Source organism: Streptomyces sp. NPDC088766 (genome assembly GCF_044750845.1).
Classification (GTDB): domain Bacteria; phylum Actinomycetota; class Actinomycetes; order Streptomycetales; family Streptomycetaceae; genus Streptomyces.
In genome coordinates this window covers 1-25122 of the sequence record NZ_JBIVKQ010000009.1, presented here as the reverse complement: position 1 = coordinate 25122, position 25122 = coordinate 1, and the positions used below count along the sequence as shown (strand labels likewise).

The 25122-nt window shown below is 72.8% G+C and carries 21 protein-coding genes and 6 tRNA genes; 18 read left to right on the top strand and 9 right to left on the bottom strand.

The genetic code is table 11. The features are described 5' to 3' along the window. The first annotated feature begins 89 nt into the window (after positions 1-89). From cobT to ACIP5W_RS14585, 3 genes are all read left to right on the top strand, one after another. Positions 90-4076, top strand: a complete 3987-nt coding sequence (gene cobT / locus ACIP5W_RS14595) for a nicotinate-nucleotide--dimethylbenzimidazole phosphoribosyltransferase (RefSeq protein ID WP_401472014.1) — start codon at positions 90-92, stop codon at positions 4074-4076. Between the two features lie 145 nt (positions 4077-4221). After that, positions 4222-5454: a uroporphyrinogen-III C-methyltransferase gene (cobA, locus tag ACIP5W_RS14590; protein ID WP_401472011.1), complete on the top strand. Its 1233-nt coding sequence runs from the start codon at positions 4222-4224 to the stop codon at positions 5452-5454. 78 nt (positions 5455-5532) lie between these two features. Next, on the top strand, positions 5533-6351 hold the full coding sequence (locus tag ACIP5W_RS14585) for a TrmH family RNA methyltransferase (RefSeq protein ID WP_401472007.1): 819 nt from the start codon (positions 5533-5535) through the stop codon (positions 6349-6351). Here the strand turns inward: ACIP5W_RS14585 and ACIP5W_RS14580 are convergent. Further along, on the bottom strand, positions 6318-7790 hold the full coding sequence (locus ACIP5W_RS14580; protein WP_401472619.1) for a protein kinase: 1473 nt from the start codon (positions 7788-7790) through the stop codon (positions 6318-6320). The two genes, ACIP5W_RS14585 and ACIP5W_RS14580, sit on opposite strands and share 34 nt — an antisense overlap. Before the next feature lie 597 nt (positions 7791-8387). On the opposite strand from ACIP5W_RS14580, the gene ACIP5W_RS14575 reads away from it, so the two are divergent. The 3 genes from ACIP5W_RS14575 (at position 8388) to ACIP5W_RS14565 (ending at position 10241) form a co-directional block, all read left to right on the top strand. After that, a complete protein-coding gene (locus ACIP5W_RS14575; protein ID WP_363089137.1) occupies positions 8388-8570 on the top strand; it encodes a hypothetical protein in 183 nt (60 codons plus the stop codon). A 351-nt stretch (positions 8571-8921) separates the two neighbouring features. After that, positions 8922-9872, top strand: coding sequence for a phosphotransferase family protein (locus ACIP5W_RS14570; RefSeq protein WP_401472003.1), 951 nt, complete (start codon positions 8922-8924; stop codon positions 9870-9872). 81 nt (positions 9873-9953) lie between these two features. Next, complete coding sequence (locus tag ACIP5W_RS14565; RefSeq protein ID WP_401472000.1) at positions 9954-10241, top strand: zf-TFIIB domain-containing protein; 288 nt, start codon at positions 9954-9956, stop codon at positions 10239-10241. A gap of 55 nt (positions 10242-10296) precedes the next feature. Here the strand turns inward: ACIP5W_RS14565 and ACIP5W_RS14560 are convergent. From ACIP5W_RS14560 to ACIP5W_RS14540, 5 genes are all read right to left on the bottom strand, one after another. After that, positions 10297-10368 (bottom strand) — tRNA-Val (locus tag ACIP5W_RS14560). 36 nt (positions 10369-10404) lie between these two features. Then, positions 10405-10476: transfer RNA gene (locus ACIP5W_RS14555), tRNA-Val, on the bottom strand. Positions 10477-10495: 19 nt separating this feature from the next. Beyond that, positions 10496-10567 (bottom strand) — tRNA-Val (locus ACIP5W_RS14550). Position 10568: 1 nt separating this feature from the next. Continuing rightward, positions 10569-10642, bottom strand: a tRNA-Cys gene (locus tag ACIP5W_RS14545). A gap of 38 nt (positions 10643-10680) precedes the next feature. Then, positions 10681-10753: transfer RNA gene (locus ACIP5W_RS14540), tRNA-Gly, on the bottom strand. Between the two features lie 177 nt (positions 10754-10930). On the opposite strand from ACIP5W_RS14540, the gene ACIP5W_RS14535 reads away from it, so the two are divergent. The 3 genes from ACIP5W_RS14535 (at position 10931) to ACIP5W_RS14525 (ending at position 13687) form a co-directional block, all read left to right on the top strand. After that, positions 10931-11974, top strand: coding sequence for a chorismate-binding protein (locus tag ACIP5W_RS14535; protein WP_401471997.1), 1044 nt, complete (start codon positions 10931-10933; stop codon positions 11972-11974). Continuing rightward, positions 11971-12792, top strand: coding sequence for an aminotransferase class IV (locus ACIP5W_RS14530; protein WP_401471994.1), 822 nt, complete (start codon positions 11971-11973; stop codon positions 12790-12792). Before ACIP5W_RS14535 ends, ACIP5W_RS14530 begins: the two co-directional genes overlap by 4 nt. Before the next feature lie 76 nt (positions 12793-12868). Continuing rightward, positions 12869-13687 carry a GNAT family N-acetyltransferase gene (locus tag ACIP5W_RS14525; protein WP_401471991.1) on the top strand — a complete coding sequence of 273 codons (819 nt, stop codon included), beginning with the start codon at positions 12869-12871 and terminating at the stop codon, positions 13685-13687. A gap of 6 nt (positions 13688-13693) precedes the next feature. On the opposite strand, the gene ACIP5W_RS14520 is transcribed toward ACIP5W_RS14525, so the two are convergent. Next, the gene (locus tag ACIP5W_RS14520; RefSeq protein WP_401471988.1) at positions 13694-14236 is read right to left on the bottom strand and encodes a DsbA family protein; all 543 of its coding nucleotides are present in this window, start codon (positions 14234-14236) and stop codon (positions 13694-13696) included. A gap of 235 nt (positions 14237-14471) precedes the next feature. On the opposite strand from ACIP5W_RS14520, the gene ACIP5W_RS14515 reads away from it, so the two are divergent. Further along, entirely contained in the window at positions 14472-14918 is a 447-nt protein-coding gene (locus ACIP5W_RS14515) for a hypothetical protein (protein ID WP_401471985.1), read from the top strand. A 223-nt stretch (positions 14919-15141) separates the two neighbouring features. After that, positions 15142-15294, top strand: a complete 153-nt coding sequence (locus tag ACIP5W_RS14510; RefSeq protein ID WP_401471982.1) for a hypothetical protein — start codon at positions 15142-15144, stop codon at positions 15292-15294. A 61-nt stretch (positions 15295-15355) separates the two neighbouring features. Here ACIP5W_RS14510 and ACIP5W_RS14505 read toward each other — a convergent pair whose 3' ends face one another. Both ACIP5W_RS14505 and ACIP5W_RS14500 read right to left on the bottom strand, forming a co-directional pair. Beyond that, positions 15356-15916, bottom strand: coding sequence for a CGNR zinc finger domain-containing protein (locus ACIP5W_RS14505; RefSeq protein WP_363089128.1), 561 nt, complete (start codon positions 15914-15916; stop codon positions 15356-15358). Between the two features lie 275 nt (positions 15917-16191). Then, a complete protein-coding gene (locus ACIP5W_RS14500; protein WP_004002642.1) occupies positions 16192-16605 on the bottom strand; it encodes an SsgA family sporulation/cell division regulator in 414 nt (137 codons plus the stop codon). Positions 16606-16796: 191 nt separating this feature from the next. Here ACIP5W_RS14500 and ACIP5W_RS14495 point away from each other — a divergent pair, with 191 nt between their 5' ends. The 7 genes from ACIP5W_RS14495 (at position 16797) to ACIP5W_RS14465 (ending at position 24986) form a co-directional block, all read left to right on the top strand. Beyond that, positions 16797-17255, top strand: a complete 459-nt coding sequence (locus tag ACIP5W_RS14495; protein WP_401471979.1) for a TIGR02611 family protein — start codon at positions 16797-16799, stop codon at positions 17253-17255. 78 nt (positions 17256-17333) lie between these two features. Next, positions 17334-17405 (top strand) — tRNA-Val (locus ACIP5W_RS14490). 981 nt (positions 17406-18386) lie between these two features. Continuing rightward, on the top strand, positions 18387-19676 hold the full coding sequence (locus tag ACIP5W_RS14485; RefSeq protein WP_401471976.1) for an extracellular solute-binding protein: 1290 nt from the start codon (positions 18387-18389) through the stop codon (positions 19674-19676). Positions 19677-19690: 14 nt separating this feature from the next. Continuing rightward, a complete protein-coding gene (locus ACIP5W_RS14480) occupies positions 19691-20647 on the top strand; it encodes a carbohydrate ABC transporter permease (RefSeq protein WP_401471973.1) in 957 nt (318 codons plus the stop codon). Beyond that, positions 20644-21519: a carbohydrate ABC transporter permease gene (locus tag ACIP5W_RS14475; RefSeq protein WP_401471970.1), complete on the top strand. Its 876-nt coding sequence runs from the start codon at positions 20644-20646 to the stop codon at positions 21517-21519. The genes ACIP5W_RS14480 and ACIP5W_RS14475 overlap by 4 nt, the downstream gene beginning before the upstream one ends. A 10-nt stretch (positions 21520-21529) precedes the next feature. Beyond that, positions 21530-22144, top strand: a complete 615-nt coding sequence (locus ACIP5W_RS14470; protein WP_401471967.1) for a hypothetical protein — start codon at positions 21530-21532, stop codon at positions 22142-22144. Positions 22145-22247: 103 nt separating this feature from the next. After that, the gene (locus ACIP5W_RS14465; RefSeq protein WP_401471964.1) at positions 22248-24986 is read left to right on the top strand and encodes a Tat pathway signal sequence domain protein; all 2739 of its coding nucleotides are present in this window, start codon (positions 22248-22250) and stop codon (positions 24984-24986) included. Positions 24987-25122: the final 136 nt, after the last annotated feature.

Sequence of the window (25122 nt, the reverse complement as noted above, 5' to 3'; positions counted from 1 at the left end):
CGGACGCTCGTTCTTCACTACGGGGCGGTCGGTGCGCCGTTCCGGGTGAGCTGGTCGTAGGAGCACTAACCGATGGGCGAGGGGTACGCATGACCGACACCGGCCAGGTTCCGGGCGAGGGACTGCCGGAGAACGCAGGCATGGTGGATCAGCAGGGCGTCCCCGCGCCCGGCGCGTACACCTACCTCTCCGAGACCACCGCCCAGGACGAAGACCTGTTGCTGCTGCCCGGCGCCCAGAGCGCCTGGGGCAACGAGGTGGCGCCGCCCGCGCCGGAGCCCGTGGTCGAGGCGGTGCACGAACCCGGCCCGCACGAGACGGCGGGCCGTGACACCGGCTCCGTCGACCTCGGTGCCGTCCGCCTCCCGAACCCGTCGGCGCCGCCCGCGGCACCGCGCCGCCCCCTGCACCTCGGCCCGCCCATCCCCGACACCTCCGCGAGCCCGGTCCGCTCCCTCGCCGACCGCGGCCCCGCGGGCGCACCGGTACGCCACCCGGGCACGCCCGCCTCCGGGCCGGAGTACCTCGACGTCCCGCACCTGCGCGACATGCCTCCGCAGGGCGCGGCGCCGTGGGGCGCGCAGCCTGCCGTCCAGGCGCCGGTCGCCCCGGGGGCGACCCCCGTGGAAACGGTTGCCCCGGCTGCCCGGCAGCAGCCCGAGCAGCGGGGCGCGGCCCAGGCGGTCATGGCCCGCCTGGCCTCGGAGACGGGCGCGCCGCAGCCCGAGGACCTCACGCGGACGCACCGGACACCGGAGACGGCCGAGCCCCCGCACGCCGGCGCGGCCGTGCCCACGGCCCCGGTGCCGCAGCCGGCGGACCCGGCCCGGACCGCCGACGCCGTGCCCGGACCGGGCCCGGAGCCGGTGGCACAGGTGACCGGGCCCGCGCCGGACGCCTCGGCGCCCGAGGCTCCCCAGGGGCCCGACGCTTCCCGGGCCCCCGACGCGGACGCGGTCCCCGCCGACGAGGCGGCGCCGCCCGTCGAGGCGGCCGAGGCGCCCGCGGAGGTGCCGGCGGCCCCCGAGGCCGTCCGGGCGCCCGGTGCTCCGGCGCCCACCGCGACTCCCGAGGCACCCGCCGCCGAGGTCGCGCCGACTCCTCAGGTCCCGGAAACCGCCGAAGCCGTCGCTCCGCAGGTTCCGGAAGCCGCCGAAGCCGTCGCTCCTCAGGTTCCGGAAGCCGCCGAAGCCGTCGCTCCTCAGGTCCCGGAAGCCGCCGTGCCCGTCGCTCCGCAGGCTCCGGAAGCTCCCCAGACGCCCGAGGCCGTCGTCGCGCCGGATCCCGCGCAGGAGCCCCAGGCCGACCCGACCCCGGACGCTCCCCAGGCAGCCGGAGCCGTGCCCGCTCCTGGCCAGGGCCAGGTGCCCGAGCACGCGCCCGCCGCCCCCGAGGCGCCCGCCGCCCCGGAGACAGCCGAGCCCGCGCCGGAAGCGGCCACGCCGCTGCCCGAGCCGGTGGCCGCCGCGCCCGAGCCGGTGACCGCCGCGCCCGAGCCGGAAGCCCCCACCCCGGCACCGGACGTCGTCGTGCCCGGCCCGGTTCCCCCCGCCGGCGAGACCCCGGCGCCCGCCCCCGAGGCCGTCCTCACCGAGCCTGCCCCTGTCCAGCTGCCGGGCCACCAGGCGGCCCAGCAGCCGGAGCCCGAGCAGTCGGCCCCGGAGCGCGCCGAGACGGAACCGACCGCCGAGCCCGCCCCGAGCGTCCAGCACCCCCAGCCCGGCGAGTCCGCCCTGGACGCCTTCCTCGCCCAGCCAGCGCAGGACGTCCACCCCGGCCCGGCCCCGCAGCAGGAGCACCCGCAGGACCCCGTCCACCTCACGGAGGATCCCGCGTCCCGGCTCCCGGACGCCTCCGGCCCCGTCGTGGCGACGGCCCAGGACGCACCACAGGCGGACCCGACGCCTGCCGCCCCCGCCGTGTCCGCCCTCCGGCCTGCCGAGCCCGCCCCTTCCCCGCAGTCCCAGCCGCTGGGCCAGTTCGTGCCGGTGGAGGGCACGGTGCCGACCACCCCGCACCTCGCTCCCACCCCGCCGCACGCCCTCGTGCTCCCCGCCGACGAGCCGGTGACCCCGGGAGCCACGCCCGAGGCAGCGGCGCCCGAGGCAGCCGTGGCCGAGGCGTCTCCGGCCCCGCCCCCCGCCGTCGCCCCGTCGGCGGACCTCCCCGCCCCCCGCGAAGCGGACCCCGCCGCCCCGGACCCCGCCGTCGTGGAGGCCGACCCCGTGCAGGAGCCCGGCCCGCAGGCCGCGCAGAACTCGGAGGACCCGGAGGACCCGGACACCAGGGCCGCCGACCAGGAAGAGAGCACGGCCGCAGTGGAAGACGTACGGGAGTCCACCGGCCCCGCCGCCCCCGCGTACGACGACGCCGAGCGCGAGGCCGTCCTGAAGGTCATGCGCGAGCGCCGGGACATCCGCAACGGCTTCCGCAGCGACCCCATCCCGCACGAGGTGCTGCTGCGCGTCCTGGAGGCCGCCCACCACGCGCCCTCCGTCGGCCACTCGCAGCCCTGGGACTTCGTCGTGATCCGCTCCGCCGAGACCCGGCGCGCGATGCACGAGCTGGCGATGCGGCAGCGGGACGCCTACGCGAAGTCCCTGCCCAAGGGCCGGGCCAAGCAGTTCAAGGAACTGAAGATCGAGGCCATCCTCGACACGCCGGTGAACATCGTCGTCACCGCCGACCCGACCCGGGGCGGCCGCCACACCCTCGGCCGCCACACCCAGCCGCAGATGGCGCCGTACTCCTCCGCGCTCGCCGTGGAGAACCTGTGGCTGGCGGCCCGCGCCGAGGGCCTCGGCGTCGGCTGGGTCAGCTTCTTCGACGAGCGCGAGATGGTCCGCGCCCTCGGCCTGCCCGAGCACCTCGACGTCGTCGCCTACCTCTGCGTCGGGTACGTCGACGAGTTCCCGGAGGAGCCCGAGCTGATGCAGGCCGGCTGGGCCAAGCGCCGTCCCCTGTCGTGGGTCGTCCACGAGGAGACGTACGGCCGCCGCGCGCTGCCCGGCGAGGACCCGCACGACCTGCTCGCCGAGACCGTCGCCGGGATCCGCCCGCTGGACGCCAAGGCGCTCGGCGAGGCCTGGGAACGGCAGAAGCGCATGACGAAGCCGGCCGGCGCGCTCGGCATGCTGGAGATCATCTCCGCGCAGCTGTCCGGGCTGTCCCGCCAGTGCCCGCCGCCGATCCCGGAGCCCGCGGCCGTCGCGATCTTCGCCGGCGACCACGGGGTGCACGCCCAGGGCGTCACCCCCTGGCCGCAGGAGGTCACCGCGCAGATGGTGGCCAACTTCCTCGGCGGCGGCGCGGTCTGCAACGCCTTCGCGAACCAGGTGGGCGCCGAGGTCTGCATCGTGGACGTCGGCGTCGTGGCCGACCTCCCGGCCACCCCCGGCCTGCTGCCCCGCAAGGTCCGCGCGGGCACGTCCGACATGACGACCGGCCCCGCGATGTCCCGCGAGGAGGCCAAGCAGGCCGTCGAGGTCGGCATCGAGACCGCCCGCGACCTGGTGGCGGCCGGCAACAAGGCCCTCCTCACGGGCGAGATGGGCATCGCCAACACGACGGCCTCCGCGGCCCTCATCTCGGTCTTCACCGGCGCCGACCCGGCCGAGGTCACCGGCCGCGGCACCGGCATCAACGACGAGACCCTCGCCCGCAAGACCGAGGTCGTCCGCCGCGCCCTGGAACTCCACCAGCCCGACCCGGCCGACCCCATCGGGGTCCTCGCTGCCGTCGGCGGCTTCGAACACGCGGCGATGGTCGGCCTCCTGCTGGGCGGCGCGTCCCTGCGCACGCCCGTGATCCTGGACGGGGTGAGCGCCGGCGCCGCCGCACTGGTCGCCCGCGCGATCGCCCCCGAGGTCCTCGCGGCCTGCATCGCGGGCCACCGCAGCGCCGAACCCGGCCACGTCGCCGCCCTCAACAAGCTGGGTCTGCGCCCCCTGGTCGACCTCGACCTCCGCCTGGGCGAGGGCACCGGCGCCCTGCTGGCCCTTCCGCTGGTCCAGAGCACGGCACGGGCGATGCACGAGGTGGCGACCTTCGACTCGGCGGGAGTGACCGAGAAGTAGGGCGCCCCCGGGGTCGGCGGGCATGCGCTCCTGCATGCCCCCGGCCCCGGCCCCGCCGTACGCTGAACGCACCTTTAAAATGCGCACGTCAGGGCCGCTCCAGAGCCGCAGCGCCCGCCTCCGCCCGTTCGAGGAGCCGCCCCTCATGGCCGAACACCCCGCCTACCCCGTAGGCCTCCGCCTCACCGGCCGCCGTGTGGTCGTCCTCGGCGGCGGCCAGGTCGCCCAGCGACGTCTGCCGGCCCTGATCGCCGCGGGCGCGGACGTCCTCCTCGTGTCCCCGGAGGCGACCCCCTCCGTCGAGGCGATGGCGGACGCGGGTGAGATCACCTGGGAGCGGCGGGTCTACACCCTCGGTGACCTCGCCGACGCCTGGTACGCCCTGATCGCCACCAGCGACCCCGACGCCAACGCCGCCGCCTCCGCCGAGGCGGAGCGCCACCGCGTGTGGTGCGTGCGCTCCGACAACGCCGACGAGGCCACCGCCTGGACCCCCGCGACGGGCCACAGCGAGGGCGTCACCGTCGCCGTGCTGACCACGGACGCCAAGGGCCGCGACCCCCGGCGCACCGCGGCCATCCGCGACGCGGTCGTCGAGGGCCTGCGCGACGGCACCCTGGTCGCGCCCCACCACCGCACCCGCACCCCCGGCGTCGCCCTCGTCGGCGGCGGCCCCGGCGACCCCGACCTGATCACGGTCCGCGGCCGCCGCCTCCTCGCCGAGGCGGACGTCGTCATCGCGGACCGCCTCGGCCCGCGCGACCTCCTCGCCGAACTCCCGCCGCACGTCGAGGTGATCGACGCCGCGAAGATTCCGTACGGGCGGTACATGGCTCAGGAGGCCATCAACAACGCGCTGATCGAGCACGCCAAGCAGGGCAAGTCGGTCGTCCGGCTCAAGGGCGGCGACCCGTACGTCTTCGGCCGCGGCATGGAGGAACTCCAGGCCCTTGCCGAGGCCGGCATCGCCTGCACGGTGGTTCCCGGCATCTCCAGCTCGATCTCCGTCCCCGGTGCGGCCGGCATTCCGGTCACCCACCGCGGGGTCGCCCATGAGTTCACCGTGGTCAGCGGCCATGTCGCCCCCGACGACGAGCGTTCCCTGGTCGACTGGCCCTCCCTCGCCAAGCTCACCGGCACGCTGGTGATCCTGATGGGCGTCGACAAGATAGGGAAGATCGCTCAGACGCTGATGGCGCACGGCAAGCCGGCCGACACCCCGGTCGCGCTCGTCCAGGAGGGCACGACGGCGGCCCAGCGCCGCGTCGACGCCACCCTGACGACGGTCGCCGAGACGGTCCGCACCCAGGAGGTCAGACCCCCCGCGGTCATCGTCATCGGCGAGGTCGTCGGCGTCGGCCTGCCGGCCCCGGCGTGACCGCCGGTACGTAACCCCCGGTAACAGACCCCTGCCAAGCCGTTGGCACCGCACTCAGGACAAGGCAGTATCACCGCTGTGGCCGATCTCATCACCATCGAGGATCCCGACGACCCGCGCCTGCGCGACTACACCGGCCTCACCGACGTGGAGCTGCGCCGCCGACGCGAGCCCGCCGAGGGCCTGTTCATCGCCGAGGGCGAGAAGGTCATCAGACGGGCCAAGGAATCCGGCTACGAGATGCGCTCGATGCTGCTGTCCGCCAAGTGGGTCGACGTCATGCGCGACGTCGTCGACGAGCTCCCGGCCCCGGTCTACGCCGTCAGCCCGGAGCTCGCCGAGCGGGTCACCGGCTACCACGTGCACCGGGGCGCCCTGGCCTCCATGCAGCGCAAGCCGCTCCCGGCCGCGGCGGAACTCCTGCACACCGCCCGCCGCGTCGTGATCATGGAATCGGTCAACGACCACACCAACATCGGCGCGATCTTCCGCTCCGCGGCGGCCCTCGGCATGGACGCGGTCCTGCTCTCCCCGGACTGCGCCGACCCCCTCTACCGCCGCAGCGTGAAGGTCTCGATGGGGGCGGTCTTCTCCGTGCCGTACGCCCGCCTGGACACCTGGCCCAAGGGCCTGGACTCGGTCCGCGAGGCCGGCTTCACGCTGCTCGCCCTCACCCCCGACGAGAAGGCCGGCAGCCTGGACGAGGCGGCGCCCCACACCATGGACCGGGTCGCGCTCATGCTCGGCGCGGAGGGCGACGGCCTCTCCACCCAGGCCCTGGTCGCCGCCGACGAATGGGTCCGCATCCCCATGTCCCACGGCGTCGACTCCCTCAACGTGGGCGCCGCTGCCGCCGTCGCCTTCTACGCCGTCGCGACGGGCCGCCCGTCGGCGTAGGCCCCGTCCGCCCTCGCGGGCGACCACCTACCGGGTCCGCCACCGGCCTCCCGCACGTCCGCCTGCGCCTGGTGCCGGTGCCGTACGACGTCGTTCTCGTCGCCGAGCCCCCGGGCCGGGCCCTGACAGCCCTGGACGACCGCGATGCCGAGCGCCACGAGCAGCGTCACCACGACGAAGACGAACAGCCGCTGCCGCAGCAGCCGTGGATTGGCGGGCCGCAGCCCGGTGCCCGTGGCGCGCGATGTCCGCCGGCCGGTCCCGCTGCGCGGCGCGGGTCTGCTGCCGCTGCCGGAACGGGTGTTGCGGGAGGAGCCCGTGTTCCGCGAGGAGCCCGTGTTGCGGGAGGAGCCCGTGTTGCGGGACGCCGGGGTCGGCCGGGCCCCCGAACGGGACGAGGGGGTGCCGCCGCCGCGCGAGGCGCTGCCGCCGCGCGAGGGCGTCCCGCCCCTGGGCGGCGCGGCCCCGCGCGAGGACGGCACCCCGCCGCGGGACGGCGGCGGACCGGGCTGCCGCAGCGTGCGCTCCGGGTAGCCGGTGTCGGTCAGCCGCCCGGTGGCCCGGTCGGCCTCACCCGCACGCGGTGCGGGCGGCCGGACCTCGGCCGGACCGTGGGCCTCACGGGCCGCGATCTCCTTCAGCCGCAGCGAGAGATCGAGCGTGCTGGGCCGCTCCTGCGGGTCCTTCGCCAGACAGGCCCGGATCAGCGGGGCCAGGGCGTCGGGTACGCCGTGCAGATGGGGCTCCTCGTGCACCACCCGGTACAGCATCACCTCGGAACTGCCGTGCCCGAAGGGGGAGTCGGCGGTCGAGGCGTACGCGAGGGTGGCGCCGAGCGAGAAGACGTCGGTGGCCGGGGTGACGAGCGCACCGCGCACCTGCTCCGGCGCGAGGAACCCGGGGGAGCCGACCGCCGTACCGACGTGCGTGAGCGTGGAGGCACCCGTCGCCCAGGCGATGCCGAAGTCGATGATCCGCGGGCCCTTGGGGGAGAGCAGGATGTTCGAGGGCTTCAGGTCCCGGTGCACGACCCCGGCCTCGTGAACGGCGACGAGCCCCTCCGACAGGGCGGCCCCGATCGACGCCAGCTCGGCCGCTCCGACGGGACCGTCGTCGGCGACCTTGTCGTGCAGCGAGGGGCCGGGCACGTACTGGGTGGCGAACCACGGCCGGTCGGCGTCCAGGTCCGCCGCGACCAGCCGGGCGGTGCACCCGCCCCGGATCCGCCGTGCCGCCGACACCTCACGCGCGAACCGCGACCGGAACTCCTGGTCCTCGGCCAGATCGGGCCGGATCACCTTCAGCGCGACCCGCTGCCCCTTCTTGTCGGAGCCCAGGTAGACGACGCCCATCCCGCCCGCGCCGAGCCGTCGGTGAAGCTTGAACGAGCCGACGACGCGCGGGTCCTCGCGCCTCAGGCGCATCATCGCCATGTTCATCCCCGCTGCCCGGTCCGTGTGACGTGGCACAGCTTACGTTTCCACGGCCGCTCGCGCGCAGAGGCCGCGCCCTCTCGGTCCCACCGATTGTCCGTGCCGGGCGGGGGACGTGAAGAGTGGTCAGAGACCCGGCGGACAGGCTCACTTCGCTTTTCCCGTGATCACAACCACCAGTCGCGCAAGGGGGATTGAACCCGTGCGGGCCGACCGGGCGGAGAGCGCCGTCGACGCCGGCGGGACGACGCGAACCCATGACGAGGTGGCCGGTCGAGCGGGCCGCCGGGTGGGGACCGGGGGGCGCGCAGGGGTGGTGGAAGTGAGCGAAGTCACCCGGTGAGGACAGTTGGGGAAAACCGGCCCGCACCGGGCACCCCCTCCGGGAAGACCCCGAGACCCGGGACCCCGTCTCCACCCAGGGGAGTACTCCGCAGGTCACGGCTCATCCTCCGGGAGGCCCGGCAATCGGTACGAGGGCATGACGCCCGACGCCCGCCGCACGCCTAGATTTGAGGTCGAGCGGCGGGTGCAGCACTCGTCCCCCGAGGTCAGACACCCGCTGCTCGCCAAGGACAACGGAGAACGGTCAGGAGAGGGACCATGGCCCACACGGCACCGCGGACGCACCTCCGCACCGCGCGACCCCGCCGTACGGGCCGCCGCCACCCCCTGGTGGCGACGGTCATGGCCCTCCCCCTGGCGGTCCTGCTCCTCGTCGTCTTCGACGGCTGGGAGACAGTGGCCACACAGGCGTCGTCCGTGGGTGTGATGCTGGGGCGCTGAGCGGCGACCCCAGGCCCGGAAGAGCGGTCCGGGCGGGGACATCCATCCATGAAACCCCGTGGGGACGGGGGTGCGGCGGACGGCAAAAATGCCGGCGCAGCTGGGGAGCTGCGCCGGCATTGCCCTTTCAGAAGCCCCCGGCGCACTCAGCCCGTCCGGGGGCGCGCCCTCCGGGAGAGCTTGAGGGCGAGGCCGTTCGGGCCGAAGCGGGGGTCCGGGGGCGCAGCCCCCCCGGGGCGGGAGGGGAAGGCGCGGCGGGGGCGAAACCCCCCTCGCCCCGCAGCGGCACCGTCCTCCGACACCCCGCCCCCGTACCCTGCGGAGCAGACCCGCACCGCCCCAGGGAGCCCCGTGCCCACCCACCCCCTGCTCGCCGGACTCACCTCCCGCGCCCGAGCCCACGCGCACACCCGCACCCCCGCCTGTCCCTGCGGCGCGGCCACCCTCGCCGACCGCCCCGACGCCACCGTCGTCCGCCACGCCGACACCGTCGCCAAGGCCCACGCCCCGGACACCGACCACGCCGCCCTCGTCCCCCGCCTCATCACCGCCACCCGCCTCCCCGACGTCTTCCTGCCCCCGCTCACCCCGACGCCCACCGTCCTCGACACCCGGCTCGTCACTTTCTGGCCGTACGGCGCCCCCGTGGACCCGCAGGACCCGGACGCCGCCCCCTGGGAAGCCGCCGGCAGCCTCCTCGCCCGCCTCCACCGCACCCCCGCGCCGATCCCGCTGCCTCCGATGCGCGGGCCGGCCAAGGCCGCCCGTGCCGTGGCCCGCCTCCGTGAAGCGGGGGGCCCTCCCGAGGCCGGTCCCGTCCTGAGCGCCTGGACCCGCCTGCCCGCCTGGGCCCGCGGCGAGGGCCCGATGCCCGATGACACCACCGTCTGCCACGGAGACCTCCACCTCGGGCAGCTGGTCCGCCACCCTGCCCCCGACGGCCCGTGGCGCCTCATCGACATCGACGACCTGGGCGTCGGAGTCCCCGCCTGGGACCTGGCCCGCCCCGCCGCCTGGTACGCCTGCGGGCTGCTCCCGCCCGAGGAGTGGACCCGTTTCCTGACCGCCTACCGGCAGGCGGGCGGCCCCGCCGTCCCCGCCGAGGGCGACCCCTGGCCCGTCCTCGACGTCCCGGCCCGTGCCCTCACCGTCCAGACCGCCGCCCGTGCCCTCACCAAGGCCCTCGCCGGGGGCAGGGAGCCGGACGAGATCGAGCGGTCCCTCGTCGACGCCTGCGCGCGCATGGGTCCGGCACCGGCACCGTCGGCATCTGCCCCGTCGGTGCCGCACTCCGCGAAGTAGGGTGCAACCGACCGCAGCGGGACAGAGTCTGTCCTGGTGACAGACGAAGCAGGACCGACCGGCGAGGAGTTGAGCCGAAACATGCAGTGTCCGAAGTGCCACGCCCCGATGCACACGTACAACCGCAACGGCGTCCAGATCGAGCAGTGCAGCAACTGCAGGGGAATCTTCCTCGACTACGGCGAGCTGGAGGCGCTGACCCGCGTGGAGTCCCAGTGGACCCAGCAGGCCCCGCCGCCCCCGCCCGCCCCGCAGGCGTACCCCGCCGCCCCGGCCGCTCCCGCCTGGGGCGCCCCGCACGGCGGCCACGGCGGTCACTACGGGCACAAGCGCCACAAGAGCTTCGGGCACATGCTCTTCTCCAGCTGAGCCGCGCACACGAAGGAGCCCCCGACCGCGCTGGGCGGCCGGGGGCTCCGGTGTGTGGACGATACTGGGATTGAACCAGTGACCTCTTCCGTGTCAGGGAAGCGCTCTCCCGCTGAGCTAATCGTCCTCGGGGTGATCACGGCCGGGGGCCGCGGATGCTGCGTGCGCGATACTGGGATTGAACCAGTGACCTCTTCCGTGTCAGGGAAGCGCTCTCCCGCTGAGCTAATCGCGCGGGGGATCCGAAGATCCAGTGGACGATACTGGGATTGAACCAGTGACCTCTTCCGTGTCAGGGAAGCGCTCTCCCGCTGAGCTAATCGTCCTTGGAGGTGGAGACGGGATTTGAACCCGTGTAGACGGCTTTGCAGGCCGTTGCCTCGCCTCTCGGCCACTCCACCAGGAGTGTAGGGGGCCGGGAAGCCCCCTTCTTCCTTCGAGCGGACGACGAGGCTCGAACTCGCGACCTCAACCTTGGCAAGGTTGCGCTCTACCAACTGAGCTACGTCCGCCTGTCGTTTCGGTCCGCTCCCGCGGCCCGGCGACGAGTTGAACTCTAGCGGATTCCGGGGCCAGTACAAAAACGCGTTTGTGCAGCGTGCTGCGCTGCGCCCCGCCGGGCACCCGCCCGGGCCACCGCCGGGACATCGCCGGGCCACCTCCGGGACACCCGCCCTAGACTCGACACCGTGCTCGACCTCCCTCCTCTCGCCCGCTTCGGCGACCGCGTCGCCACCGGCCTCCTCGACGTCACGGAAGACCCTCAGGCCCTGGACTCCACCGGTTTCTGGGCCGTGTCCGCCGATTTCGAGGGCCGTCTGGTCTGCGCCCGTTTCGCCGACGTACGGGTCGAGCCGGTGCCCGCTCCGGTGCCGGGGGAGTGGCGGGGGCCCGCGGCCGGTGACTGGACGTCGTCCCTGGATCGCGCGGCGTACACGGCCGGGGTGCGCCGGATCCGTGCCTGCATCGCGGCCGGCGAGGTCTACCAGGCGAACCTGTGCCGGGTGCTGTCCGCGCCGCTGCCCCGCGGCGCCGACCCGGACGCGTTGACGGCCCTGCTCGCCCGCGGCAACCCGGCACCGTATGCCGGAACGATTCGGCTGCCGGAGCACGGGGTCGAGATCGCCACCGCGTCCCCGGAGCTGTTCCTGCGGCGGGACGGGCGGGTCGTGGAGTCCGGGCCCATCAAGGGGACCGGACGCACCGAGGCGGACCTCCTCGAGAAGGACCACACCGAGAACGTGATGATCGTGGACCTGGTCCGCAACGACTTCGGCCGGGTCTGCGCCACCGGCAGCGTGACCGTGCCCGACCTGTGCGCCGTGGAGAAGCACCCGGGCCTGGTCCACCTCGTGTCCACGGTCCGCGGCGAGCTGCGCGAGGACGCCGGCTGGCCCGAGTTGCTCGCCGCCGCGTTCCCGCCGGGCTCGGTCACCGGCGCCCCCAAGTCCAGTGCCCTGCGGATCATCGACGAACTGGAGACGGCACCGCGCGGCCCGTACTGCGGCGGCGTCGGCTGGGTCGACGCCGACCGGGGCACCGGCGAGCTGGCCGTCGGCATACGCACCTTCTGGATCGACCGCGAGGCCGACGTCCTGCGCTTCGGCACCGGAGCCGGCATCACCTGGGGCTCCGACCCCGAGGCGGAGTGGCGGGAGACCGAGCTGAAGGCGTCCCGACTGCTCGCGGTAGCGTCGGGAGCGTACGAGGTGAGTGGAGAGGGACTGACGTGAAGATCTGGCTCGACGGCGGGCTGCAGGACAGCGAGTCCGCCCGTGTCTCCGTCTTCGACCACGGCCTGACCGTGGGCGACGGCATCTTCGAGACCGTGAAGGCGGTGGACGGCGGGACGTTCGCGCTCACCAGGCACCTCGACCGGCTGACCCGCTCCGCGCGCGGTCTCGGCCTGCCCGACCCCGACCTCGACGAGGTCCGCCGCGCCTGCGCCGCCGTCCTGGCCGCGAACCCGATGCCGCTCGGCCGGCTCCGCATCACCTACACCGGAGGCCACGGGCCGCTCGGTTCCGACCGCGGCGAGCACGGGCCGACCCTCGTCGTCGCCCTCGGCGAGACCGGCCGCCGCCCCGACTCCACGGCCGCGATCACGGTCCCCTGGACCCGCAACGAGCGCGGTGCCCTCACCGGCCTGAAGACGACGTCGTACGCCGAGAACGTCGTCGCCCTGGCCCGCGCCCACCGGCACGGCGCCACCGAGGCGCTGTTCGGCAACACGGCCGGTCGGCTCTGCGAGGGCACCGGATCGAACGTCTTCGTCGTCCTGGACGGCGAGATCCACACCCCGCCGCTCGCCTCCGGCTGCCTTGCGGGCATCACCCGTGAGTTGGCCGTCGAGTGGACCGGCGCCAAGGAGACCGACCTGCCGCTGGACGTGCTGGAGCGCGCCGACGAGGTCTTCCTCACCTCCACCCTGCGGGACGTCCAGGCCGTGCACCGCGTCGACGGCCGCGAACTGCCGGGCGCCGCGGGGTCCGTGACCGCCAAGGCGATGCGCGTCTTCGACGAACGGGCGGCCGACGACCTGGACCCCTGAGCCCCTGCCGGCACCTTCCCCGCCCGCCCCGGTCATTCGGCTGACTCCAGGCGCGGCAGCGGGTAGAACACCCGTGATGACCACGACCCTGCGGCCGACCGAGCCGCTCCAGCGCAGCGCCGACGGGGCACTGTCCCGTCGCTTCCAGGTGTGCGTGAACAGCCGCCCCGTGGGTGCGGTCCACCTCTCGACCCATCCCGACTTCGGTCCGGCGGTCGCCCGCATCGACGATCTGCGCGTCGAGGAGACCGACCGCGGGCGTGGCCGGGGTGCGGTCGCCGCGCTCGCCGCCGAGGAGGTGGCGCGCGGCTGGGGGTGCCGGAGGATCGAGATCCGGGTGCCCGCCGAGGCCGCGGCCGCCCTGCGGCTGGCGCACGCGCTCGGGTACGTCCACCGCAACCGCGGGATGGAGAAGCCGCTCGGCACCGCAGCGCCCCGGCTGCCCCACGGCAGCCGGGCCAGACCCATGACCGAGGCCGAGTTCGGGCCCTGGCGCCGGCGGGGCGTCGTGGAGTACGCGCGGGAGTGGATCGACCGCGGTGTCCCCGAGGAGGAGGCCTGGGCCAAGTCCCGGCGGGACGACCAGCTGCCGCGGGGCGTGGCCACCGAGGACATGCTGTTCAGCGTCCTGGAGCACGAGGGCAGCCGGGTCGGCACGCTGTGGATGTCCTTCGCCGGCGACAAGGCCTTCGTGTTCGACGTCCAGACCGACGAGCCCTTCCGCGGCCGGGGCCACGGCCGCACCCTGATGCTGCTGGCCGAGGCCCAGTCGATCGCCGCCGGCAAGCCCGTCATCGGCCTCAACGTCTTCGAGGGGAACACGCCCGCCGAGCGCCTCTACGACTCACTCGGCTACGTGCCGGTGGGGTACTCCCTCTACAAGCAGCTGCTCTGAGACGCCTCAGCCCTGCCCGGCCAGCAACCGGTCCGCGATCTCCTCGACGCGCTCGCGGAGCCCCTCCTGGCTCTTGCCGCCGTCGAGGCGCTCGCCGCCGATGACGTACGTCGGCGTGCCGGTGACACCGATCGCCTTGCCCTCGGCCTGGTCGGCGTCGACGATCAGGATGTGCCGCCCGTCGATGAGCGCCGTGTCGAACTCCTCGGCGTCCAGACCCAGTTCCCGCGCCACCTCGACCAGGAAGGGTTCTCCCCCACGGTCCAGTTCCTCGACCCGCGCCAGCACCGCCTCCACGTACGGCCAGCCCCGCCCCTGCGCCGCGGCCTCCTCGGCGGCCTGGGCCGCGGCGAAGGCGTGCCGGTGCTTCTCCAGCGGGAAGTGCCGCAGTCGCGGCTCCAGCCGGTCGCCGTAGCGCTCGCGCAGGGCGCGGAGATCGGCCAGGGCGGTACGGCAGTCCGGGCACTGGAGCTCGCACCAGATGTCGAGGACGACGGCGGGACGGGCGGAATCGGGCGCCGGGACGGCCGCGGGGGAGGAGTGGCTCATGCCCCCAGTCTTCCAGCCCACGCCCCGGCCCCCCAAGCCGGACGGCCCCCACCGCCGCGGCGTACGACGTCCACCGGCACCTGGGGAGGAGCCGACCCGGAGATGTCCCTGATGTCCGGCTGAGGCATGGCCCGGGGGCCACTCGCAGGTGCACGATGGAGGAGCGAAGCGCCGCCCCCGCGGCGGTGCGGAGCCGTACCGCCTCTGCCCGAGTGTCCCGTGTCTGGAGGACCGGATGATTGCCGAGACCGTGTGTTCCGCCGTCGCCGCGGCCGGCCTGGGCATCGCGGCCGTCACGGCGTACCGCAGGCATTTCCTGGCGGCGGCCCGTACAGCGGCCTACGCGCTGGTGCCCCTCGGCCTGGTGATGACCGGGATCGTCGAGTGGGCCGCCGACACCGCCTTCAGCCCGACGGCCTGGGCCGGCTTCGGCGTCCTCGGCGCCGCCTGGGCACTGTTCGCGACGACCCGCGTGGTCGAGCGCCGCAGGGGTGGCGGCACCCGCAAGGAGCGCAGGGCGGCGGCGCGCTCCGCACCGACCGGCGCCGTGTCGCCGACCGCGTCGGCTCCCTCGCTGGGCCAGGGCGCCCGGCCCGCCTCCCGCCCCGCCGCCGCGCCCCGGGCGACTCCCTCGGACGACTTCAGCGACATCGAGGCCATCCTCAAGAAGCACGGCATATGAAGCGGTGCCGGTGGCCGGTGACGGCCCGGCGCCAGTGCGTCACCGCGACTGACGGGGTCTCGCACGCCAGGACCGCCCCTCGGCGGAAACGACACAGTCGGGCCGCACGCGCGCGGAAGTGATCACAGCCGGAAACCGACATCACGGAATTCAGCGAACAACCGCTCAATCCGGGCACGCTGATCGCGTACGGCACACCGCCTGCGTCATCATCGCCCGCGAGATGCTGGACACGACACAGAGTGATGCCGCGCCCCCTCAGGAAGAGCCGCGCGGGTGCCTCTTCGCCCTTTCCCAGCCACCGCTGATGATCTTCCTGGCGGTGATCGGGTGTCTGCTGCTCATGGCCTCGCTGCACGACCTGCTGCTGCTCTGAGCCGTACCTGCGGTCCCCGGCGCCACCCGCCGGGGCCGCGTCGGCGTCGAGGGCGGGGGCCTCAGCCCGCCGCCTCCTTGCGGCGCGCCCGGTAGGCGGCCACATGCAGGCGGTTGCCGCAGGTGCGGCTGTCGCAGTACCGGCGTGACCGGTTGCGGGAGAGGTCGACGAAGGCGCGACGGCAGTCCGGGGCCTCGCAGCGCCGCAGCCGCTCCTGCTCCCCGGCCACCACGAAGAAGGCCAGGGCCATCCCGCAGTCCGCCGCGAGATGGTCCGCGATCGAGGCGCCGGGGGCGAAGTAGTGCACATGCCAGTCGTAGCCGTCGTGGTCGGTGAGCCGGGGGGTGGTGCCCGCGGCGGCGACCAGCTCGTTGATGAGCGCGGCGGCGGCGCGGGGGTCCGGAGCCGCGAAGATCCGGGCGAACCGCCCCCGGACCTTGCGCACCGCGGACAGATCGAACTCGGAGAGCACGCCGACGTCGCTGATCTCGTGCTTTCGCACGAAATCCCCGAGGGTGGCGACATCAGGCAGCCCGTCCGGAGTGGTGTCGTCCTCCGGTGCGGTGTTCACCAGATCCACCACGGCATCGAGCGCACACCGGGTGTCGTGGGTGATCAGCACGTTTCGCTCCCTGGCCTGGAGGGTCGGGCGGGCGCCCGCCGATGCTGGCCGATGGTAGCCGTACCGGGCCGTCGGGCCACCGGTCGGTCGATGCCGGAATCGCGCAGCCGTCCGCGGCGGACGGGGGCGGCGGCCACGGGGCCCGGCACGCACGCCGACGCCGCCCCACGGAGAACCGTGGCGCGGCGTCGGCGCATGCCCTATGCGGTTGTTGTCCGAGCCCGAGCCGTCTCCCCGAGTGGACGGCGCCGGGCGGCTCAGTGGGAGCCCTCTCCCTAGCTTTCCGCCAGGATGTGCGAGAGCTCCTGATCGAGGTCGAAGTGACGGTGCTCCGTGCCCGGGGGCACGGCCGCGTCCGTCCGCTTCAGGAAGGATTCCAGGGCCCGCGCCGGGGCCTCGAGCAGTGCTTCCCCCTCCGGGGAGCTCAGGGCGATGCAGACGACGCCCTGACCGTGGCTGCGCGACGGCCAGACTCGGACATCGCCGGTGCCCGTGGGCCGGTGCAGGCCCTCCGCGAGGAGGTCGCGGGCGAACACCCACTCGACGGTTTCCTCGGCTCCGGTGTGGAAGGTGGCGTGCACGGCGTAGGGGTCGGCCGTGTCGTACCGCAGGCCTGCGGGGACAGGCAGGGAGGACTCGCTCGACACAACGAGGCGCAGGTGCAGCTCGCAGCTGACCGTGGTGTTCATAAGCGCCAGGGCCTTTCGCTCAGTGTGCGCTCGGGGATTCGCACGTCGGCGAAATCGACATGCCACCTACGGTGCCGTTGTAAACCCCTCTGCGTGGTTTGCGTGCGTTTATGTAACTCTTCCGGCCCAGAGGATGATCGCGGAGTACCACCATTACGGTGACTCGAATCTCTCGGGTAGGGTTTGGCTGTATGAATACGGGGAGTGACGCTCCGGGCGAGGTAGCCATGGCGGCGAACGACGCGAGGTCGGACGGGGCGGCGGAGCAGCAGGAACAGGCCCTCGGTTCCCGGGCTCCGCAGTTCGTCAAGGCCCGCCGGGTCCTGCACCTGAGCTGGCAGGTCGGGATCTTCGTCGTCGGTCTCGCGGTCGTGGTCGCCGGCATCATCATGCTGCCGCTGCCCGGGCCCGGCTGGGTCGTGATCTTCGGCGGCATGGCGATCTGGGCGACCGAGTTCGTCTGGGCCCAGCTGGTGCTGCGCTGGACCAAACGCAAGGTCACCGAGGCGGCGCAGCGCGCCCTCGACCCGAAGGTCAGACGCCGCAACATCATCCTGACCTCGATCGGACTCGTGATCATCGCGGCCGTCGTCGGCTTCTACGTGTGGAAGTTCGGGGTCGTGATGCCCTGGAAGATCAAGGACCAGTGAATCGCCGCCGAGGCGCGGGGGCGACCCGACCATGGTCACGGGGACCCGCTGACATGCGGTAATGTACTTCCTGCGCCCGGGCGATTAGCTCAGTGGGAGAGCGCTTCGTTCACACCGAAGAGGTCACTGGTTCGAACCCAGTATCGCCCACCCGGCACGGCGGCCCGTCTGCGACAGAGCAGACGGGCCGCCGTCGTGTGCGCGGCTCTCCCGGACTGCCGCGCCGCCCGCGAAGGCCCGCACGCCCCGCGTCGCGGATGTGCGCGGAGGCGTACGGTCGCCGACGGCCCCCGTCGCGGTGGCAGGCCCGTGACCGCTGACCTCGGGCGCGGCTCGCGCCGGCCCTTCCGGTTCCTGCTACCGCGCCCTTGCGACCGGCCCCCGGCGACCTGCCTCCGGTGACCTGCTCCCAGCGGCCGGCCCCGTCGCGATGGTCCTGTGTGGAGCCTCCGCGGGGCGACCTCGGGCGGGGGTTCACTACAGGTCGGCGTGACGGCCGCCGCGGATCGACCTGGCGTGGCCGGCCGGCATCGTGCGGTCCGAGATCGAGGTGCCCGCGGAGCAGCCCATGGTCCCGCGCTCCGGCGTCGGAACGCCGATCTGGGGATCTGCCGTCCTGGCCGCGATCAGGCGACCGGACGGACGACCGGACGGGTGATCGGGCGAGTGATCGGGGCGACGGCCGGGATCCATCACGTTCTCCGTGGAGGGATCGATCGAGAACCCGGTCCGCACGGGACCAGGCACCGACCGGTCCCGTCTCCGCGGCACCCGAGCGGCACGTCCCGAGATCTTCCGCTCTCCCGAGCAGGTCACCCGCCCCGGCGCCGCCCCGCCTCCCGCCGCCCCTCCCGTCCCACCCCACCGTGTCAGGCGCATTTCAGCCGCCCGCGGTGGCCGCGCGAACCGCCGACTGCTGTCCGGTCGGCCGAACGGGCGCGCCCGACCTGCGCGTTCGCCCTGCTGATGGCGCTGCGTCGGCTCCACGGTGCCCCGAAGCCCCGCGGCCGCCGATCGAGAAATTCCTGTCCGAATCATTGACGCTCCCCCAGCCCACTCGTACCTTGTGCCAGCAAGCGCTTTCTTGAAACGATTCATGCAAGCGGCAACGACGCTGCGAGGAGGCCGGCTGTGGGAACCAGCGGGAATGTGGAGAGGCGAACGATCCTGAAGGTCGCGGGGGCCACGGCGGCGACGCTCGGCCTGGCCGCGACCACGGGCTGCGGAGGGAGCGGGGGCGCCTCCTCGGACGGGACGGTGACGCTCCGTTACGCTTGGTGGGGCGGCGAGCCGCGCACCATTGCGATCAAGAAGACGATCGCACTCTTCGAGAAGAAGTTCCCGAAGATCAAGATCAAGCCTGAATTCACCGACTACGAGGCGTTCTGGGAGAAGTTCCAGACCCAGGCCTCCGGTGGGAATCCGCCGGACGTTTTCCAGAACGCGGTCGGTTTTCTGCGCAAGTACGACAAGCGCGGTGTCCTGATGGATCTCAAGACACAGGCGGACGCCGGGAATCTGAACCTGGAGAACTTCCGCAACGGCGTCCTGGCGAACGGTCAGGTCGACGGCAAGCAGACCGGCGTCCCGGTCGGCGCCAACACCATGGCGCTCGTCATCGACCTCAACGCCTTCAAGAAGGCGGGCGTCGAGGCGAAGTTCGGCTGGACCTGGGACGAGTACTTCGACGCGCTCCAGACGATCCAGGACAAGCTGAAGATCGCCGGCGACACCGGCTACTTCAGCATCATGTACCTCTACGACCTGTACCTGCGCCAGAACGGCAAGGCCTTCTTCACCGACTCCGACCTCGGATTCACCGAGGACGATCTGACGCAGTGGTGGGAGGACGGGTACAAGCGTGTGAAGTCCGGGCTGGTCGCCGATCCGAAGAAGATCGAGCAGGCCAAGCCGAAGTCCGGTCTCTCGGCGGGCCTCGCCGCGTCCGAGTTCACCTGGGACAACTTCTCCATCCGCTACCAGGGCGAGGGCGAGTCGGACTACGGGCTCGCGCCGATCCCGACCACCAACGGCAAGGACACCGGTCAGTACCTCGGTTCGCTGATGCTGAGCGCCTTCTCGGGGACCAAGCACCCCAAGGAGGCCGCGCAGTTCATCGACTTCATGGTGCACGACCCCGAGGTGGGCAAGATCATGGGCTACGACCGCGGCATCCTCGCCACGACCGAGCAGTACGAGGCGTTCACGCCCACCGACGACAACAACAAGGGTGTCAAGGCGTACGAGGAGGAGGTCGCCGCGGCCGGCGTGCTCGGGAAGATCACCCCGCACCCGTCCGGCGCCGACGTCATCGAGGCGGCGTTCCTGCGGCTGGGCGGTGAGGTCGCCCAGGGCAAGTCCAAGCCGTCCGCCGCCGCCAAGGCGCTGTTCAGCGAGGCCAAGGCCGCGTTCGCGGGCTGAGGGGACGTACCGTCATGACGCTCGTCAAGGAAGCGCCCGCGCGCCCGGCCGGGAAGCGGTCCGCCGCTCCCGTCGCCGGGCGGCGCGGGCGGCGCCGCGAGAACCTCGCCGGCTACCTCTTCATGTCGCCGTGGATCGCGGGGTTCCTGCTCCTCACGGCGGGGCCGATGATCGCGTCCCTCTACTACGCGTTCACCAGCTACAACCTGTTCACGCCGCCCCGGTGGGTGGGGCTGGACAACTTCACGACGATGTTCGAGGACCCGCGCTGGCAGAAGTCGGTGGAGGTCACGCTGAAGTACGTCGTCGTGGCCACTCCGCTGAAGCTGCTGCTCGCGCTCGGCGTCGCGCTGCTGCTCGCGCAGAAGCGGCGCGGCCAGGGCCTGTACCGGGCCGCGTTCTACATGCCCTCGCTCATCGGCGCCAGCGTCTCGGTGGGTTTCGTGTGGCGGGCGCTGTTCTCGGACGACGCGGTCGTGGACCGCACGCAGAAGATCTTCGGTCTCGACGTGGGCGGCTGGATCGGCAACCCGGACTACGTCCTCTACGCCCTGGTGGCCCTGAGCATCTGGCAGTTCGGTGCTCCCATGGTCATCTTCCTGGCCGGCCTCAAGCAGGTTCCGCGGGAGCTGTACGAGGCCGCCGAGGTGGACGGGGCCGGACCCTTCCGCAGGTTCTGGAACATCACGCTTCCGATGATCTCCCCGGTGCTGTTCTTCAACGTGCTGCTGGAGTCCATCCACGCGTTCCAGGTGTTCGGCTCGGCGTACGTCGTCTCCGACACCCGGTGCGGGCCCGCCGACGCCACGCTCGTCTACACCTGTTACCTCTACCAGAAGGGCTTCAAGGAGGCCCAGATGGGCTTCGCCTCCGCGATGGCCTGGACGCTGGTGGTCGCGGTGGCGCTCGTCACGGCGGTCCTGTTCTGGTCGCAGAAGAAGTGGGTGCACTACGAGGAGGCCGCCAAGTGACCACTGCCACCAGCCCTGCCGTGCGTACCGCGGACGAGCGGCGGCGCACCGGATCGATCGCCTGGCACGTGGGCGCTCTCGTCATCCTCGCGGTCGTCCTGTATCCCGTGGTCTGGGTGGTCGGAGCCTCGTTCAAGCCGAGCAAGGACATCATCGCCAGCCTCGACCTGCTGCCCGCCGAGCCGGTCTGGGCGAACTTCTCCGGACTCGCCGACGGCATCTCCGGCATCTCCATCAGCAGCTTCTTCGTCAACTCGCTGATGTACGCGGTTCTCGCCGTGGTCGGTGTCGTGGTGTCCAGCTCGCTGACCGCGTACGCCTTCGCCAAGATCCGGTTCGCCGGCCGGAACCTGCTGTTCACGCTGATGATCGGCACGTTGCTGCTGCCGTATCACGTCCTGCTCATCCCGCAGTACGTGATGTTCCGCAACCTGGAGCTCGTCGACACGCTGGTGCCGCTCGTCGCGGGCAAGTTCCTGGCCACGGAGGCGTTCTTCGTCTTCCTGATGGTGCAGTTCATGCGCGGGCTGCCGCGCGAGCTGGACGAGGCCGCCAAACTCGACGGCTGCGGCCACCTGAGGACCTACTGGTCCATCGTGCTGCCGCTGTGCCGGCCCGCCCTCATCACCAGCGCCATCTTCACCTTCATCAACGCGTGGAACGACTTCATGGGGCCGTTGATCTACCTCAACACCCCCGAGAAGTACACCGTCTCGCTCGGCCTGATGATGTTCCGCGACCAGGAGGGCATCTCCAACTACGGCAGCATGATCGCGATGTCGCTGGTGGCGCTGGTGCCGGTCATCGCCTTCTTCATGGCCTTCCAGCGCTATCTCATCGACGGTATGGCGACGTCCGGACTGAAGGGCTGAGGCGGTCACCATGGCGCAAGCACGCGTGAAGGAGCGCGCCCCGCGCAAGGAGCGCCCGCGCAGGGAGTCCGTGTCCGGCGAGCGCTTCGCGGTGTTCGCCGAGTGTCTGCTCACCGGCGTGTGGATCGCCGTGGCCTGTCTCGGGGTCGTCACCTACCCCGCCGCCCTCGCCGCCGGCGCACGGCATCTGCGACGGCGTACGCGTCATGAGGGCGGCGGCCTGCGGGAGTTCGTGGCGGACTTCCGGGCCGCCCTGCGCCGCGGGTGGGCCGTCGGGCTCGCCGGGTGGGCGGCGGGCGCAGCGGTCTGGGTGGACGTCCAGGCCGCGCGGGCCGGGCTGCCCGGCGGGCCGGTCGTCGGGGCCGTCGGTCTGTTCGCGCTGATCGGGATGGTCGTGGCCCTGCTGCGGGCGGCGGCCGTCTGGACGCCGGGAGCCTCCTGGCGGGCCCTGCTCGCGGACGCCGGACGCCGGACGGTGCTCGACCCCGCGGGGTCCTTCCTGATCGTCGGCGGGCTGGGCGTCGTGGCGCTGTCCGCCCTGTTCGTCGCGCCGCTGGCGGTCCCCGTGCTGGGGGCCGTCGCGGCGGCGGCCGTCGCCGTCGAGGAGCGTCACCGGCACCGCTGACGGGCGGTGCCCCTCTCCGGGCCGGCGCCCCGGGCGCCGGACCTCAATCTGTCATGCCCCTGACCACCCCCTGCATTCCGCACGGAAGGAAAGGCAGCATCCCATGTCTCCCATCCCCCGCAGGTCCCTCCTCAAGGCGGCGGCCGTCGCCGGAGCCGCCGCACAGTTCTCCTGGGCGCTAGGGACGAAGAACGCCGAGGCCGCCCCCGCGACGGCACCCGCGGACACCGACCCGGTCACCCTGGACTGGCTGGAGGACGGCGGCCTCGGCGCCGCCCCCGGTTCCACCCTCGGTGTGCCCTGGCCGATGGGCGTCCACCGGGAGGACCAGACCTTCGCGCTGACGGACGCCGACGGCAAGGCCGTCCCCGTGCAGTCCTGGCCGATCGCCTACTGGCCGGACGGCTCGCTCAAGTGGACCGCCCACGCGGTGAGCTCGGGCAACGGCAAGCTCACCCTGGCCGCCGGGGCACCGGCCGCCCCCGCCAGGAAGGTCACCGTCGACAAGAGCGGCGGCACCATCGACGTGTCGACCGGTGTCATCACCGTGAAGATCGGCAAGTCCGGCGCCACCCTCGTCAAGTCGGTCACCCGCGGCTCCACCGAGATCGCCAGGAACGGCCGTCTGGTGCTGATCCGGCAGCCGGAGATCGAGGACGGGGACCAGGGCGCCGTCAAGACCGAGCGCTTCGACGGGGCCGTCGACGCCGTCACCGTCGAGCAGGAGGGCCCGGTCCGCGCCGTCGTCCGCATCGACGGCAAGCACCGCAAGGGCAGCCGCAGTTGGCTGCCCTTCTCGATCCGCCTCTACTTCTACGCGGGCGCCGACTCCTTCCGCATGGTGCACACCATCACCTACGACGGTACGCAGGAGCCCGGCAAGGCCAGTGGCGACTTCATCCGCGGCCTCGGCGTGCGCTTCACCGTCCCGATGCGCGACGCGGCCCACGACCGTCACATCCGCATCGGCGGCGAGGGCACCGGGCTGCTGCGCGAGGCCGTCAAGGGCATCACCGGCCTGCGCCGCGACCCGGGCGCGGCCGTGCAGGCGGCCCAGTACGCGGGGGAGAAGCTGCCCGACCCGGCCACCTGGGACCAGCGCGTCACCACCCGGCTCCAGTACATCCCCGAATGGGGCGACTACACCCTCTCCCAGCTCTCCGCCGACGGCTTCACCGTGCGCAAGCGCACCAAGAAGGGCCACGGCTGGATCGGCGCCGGCGGCGGCAGGCGCGCCTCCGGCTTCGGGTACGTCGGCGGGGCGAGCGGCGGACTCTCCTTCGGACTGCGGGACTTCTGGGAGAAGTTCCCCGCCCAGCTCGACATCCGCGACGCCCAGACCGAGGCGGCCGAGGTCACCCTCTGGCTCTGGTCGCCCGAGGCGCAGCCCATGGACCTGCGCTTCTACCACGACGGCATGGAGCAGGACACCTTCGCCGAACAGCTCGAGGGCCTCAACATCACCTACGAGGACTACGAGCCCGGCTTCGGCACCCCCTACGGCATCGCCCGCACCTCCGAACTCCTCTTCTGGGCGAACGAGTCGACGCCTCCCCCCGCGCAGCTCGCCGAACAGGTCGAGGCCGTCCGGGTGCTGCCCCAGCTCGCCGCCCCGCCCAGGCAGCTCATCAAGGCCCAGGTCTTCGGTCCGGGCCTCTACTCCGAGCCGGACCGCTCCACCCCCGCCAAGGCGAAGATCGAGGACCACCTCGACTTCCTCTTCACCTACTACAAGGACCAGGTGGAGCAGCGCCGCTGGTACGGCTTCTGGGACTACGGCGACATCATGCACACCTACGACACCGTGCGGCACCAGTGGCGTTACGACATCGGCGGCTACGCCTGGGACAACTCCGAGCTGTCGCCGGACCTCTGGCTCTGGTTCGCGTACCTGCGCAGCGGCCGGTCGGACATCTTCCGCTTCGCCGAGGCGATGACCCGGCACACCGGCGAGGTGGACGTGTACCACCTCGGCCAGTGGGCCGGCCTCGGCACCCGGCACGGCGTCCAGCACTACGCCGACAGCGCCAAACAGCAGCGCATCGCCAACACGACGTACCGCCGCTACTACTACTTCCTCACGGCGGACGAGCGGGTCGGCGACCTCATGCACGCCAACTTCGACTCCGACGAGACGTTCCTCGTCCTGGACCCGATCCGCAAGATCCGCACCGAGCCGTACACCCCCGACCGGCACGCCCTGTCGATCGGCTTCGGCACGGACTGGAGCGGCCTGGTGTCGGCCTGGCTCACGGAGTGGGAGCGCAAGGGCCCCAAATGGGAGAAGGCCAGGGCGCGCGTGCTGTCGACGATGGAGACGATCGCCGCCCAGCCCAACGGCTTCGTCCAGGGCACCGGCCTCTACGACCTGGACACCGGGAAGTTCGCCGTCGCCGAGAAGCCCGCCGTCGGCGTCTCGCACCTCTCGGCCGTCTTCGGCCTCAACGAGCTGTGCGCCGAGCTGATCCACCTCGTGGACATGCCGAAGTTCGACGAGGCCTACTTCGACTACTGCCGCTACTTCAACGCCACCAAGGCCGAGCAGGCGGCCCGCTACGGCTCCAACTTCGGCACCCTGCTGCTGTTCCAGGGCCACTCCCGCCTCGACGCGTACGCCGCCGTCCAGACCGGGGACGACAAACTCGCCAAGCGGGCCTGGGAGAAGTTCTACAACTCCGACGGCTACAAGGAGTCCGCGCCCTGGCGGACGGAGGCACTGAGCGGGCCCGCCACCCTGGTGCCGGGCAGCGAGGCCGCCTGGGTGTCCACCAACGACACCGCGCTCTACGGCCTCGCCGCCATCGAGAACCTGGCACTCCTCGGGGACCGGATGCCGTCGTGACCGGTTCTCCCAGGAGCCAGCGCCGCAACAGGCAGCGTTCACCCCGTCGCGACGCCCGGCACGCCCTCTCGCCGCACCGGCCGAAAGCCCGAGTACGTCCAGTACGAGGACTTCCGGCCGGCACACCGGGAGCACG

Excerpts from the sequence above, each read along its gene's own strand:
- ACIP5W_RS14510 (WP_401471982.1), top strand. The coding sequence starts at position 15,142 with ATGCTGGACACGACACAGAGTGATGCCGCGCCCCCTCAGGAAGAGCCG.
- cobT (WP_401472014.1), top strand. The coding sequence starts at position 90 with ATGACCGACACCGGCCAGGTTCCGGGCGAGGGACTGCCGGAGAACGCA.
- cobA (WP_401472011.1), top strand. The coding sequence starts at position 4,222 with ATGGCCGAACACCCCGCCTACCCCGTAGGCCTCCGCCTCACCGGCCGC.
- ACIP5W_RS14565 (WP_401472000.1), top strand. The coding sequence starts at position 9,954 with ATGCAGTGTCCGAAGTGCCACGCCCCGATGCACACGTACAACCGCAAC.
- ACIP5W_RS14580 (WP_401472619.1), bottom strand. The coding sequence starts at position 7,790 with ATGAACATGGCGATGATGCGCCTGAGGCGCGAGGACCCGCGCGTCGTC.
- ACIP5W_RS14500 (WP_004002642.1), bottom strand. The coding sequence starts at position 16,605 with ATGAACACCACGGTCAGCTGCGAGCTGCACCTGCGCCTCGTTGTGTCG.
- ACIP5W_RS14480 (WP_401471973.1), top strand. The coding sequence starts at position 19,691 with ATGACGCTCGTCAAGGAAGCGCCCGCGCGCCCGGCCGGGAAGCGGTCC.
- ACIP5W_RS14575 (WP_363089137.1), top strand. The coding sequence starts at position 8,388 with ATGGCCCACACGGCACCGCGGACGCACCTCCGCACCGCGCGACCCCGC.
- ACIP5W_RS14520 (WP_401471988.1), bottom strand. The coding sequence starts at position 14,236 with ATGAGCCACTCCTCCCCCGCGGCCGTCCCGGCGCCCGATTCCGCCCGT.
- ACIP5W_RS14465 (WP_401471964.1), top strand. The coding sequence starts at position 22,248 with ATGTCTCCCATCCCCCGCAGGTCCCTCCTCAAGGCGGCGGCCGTCGCC.
- ACIP5W_RS14525 (WP_401471991.1), top strand. The coding sequence starts at position 12,869 with ATGACCACGACCCTGCGGCCGACCGAGCCGCTCCAGCGCAGCGCCGAC.
- ACIP5W_RS14515 (WP_401471985.1), top strand. The coding sequence starts at position 14,472 with ATGATTGCCGAGACCGTGTGTTCCGCCGTCGCCGCGGCCGGCCTGGGC.
- ACIP5W_RS14470 (WP_401471967.1), top strand. The coding sequence starts at position 21,530 with ATGGCGCAAGCACGCGTGAAGGAGCGCGCCCCGCGCAAGGAGCGCCCG.
- ACIP5W_RS14495 (WP_401471979.1), top strand. The coding sequence starts at position 16,797 with ATGAATACGGGGAGTGACGCTCCGGGCGAGGTAGCCATGGCGGCGAAC.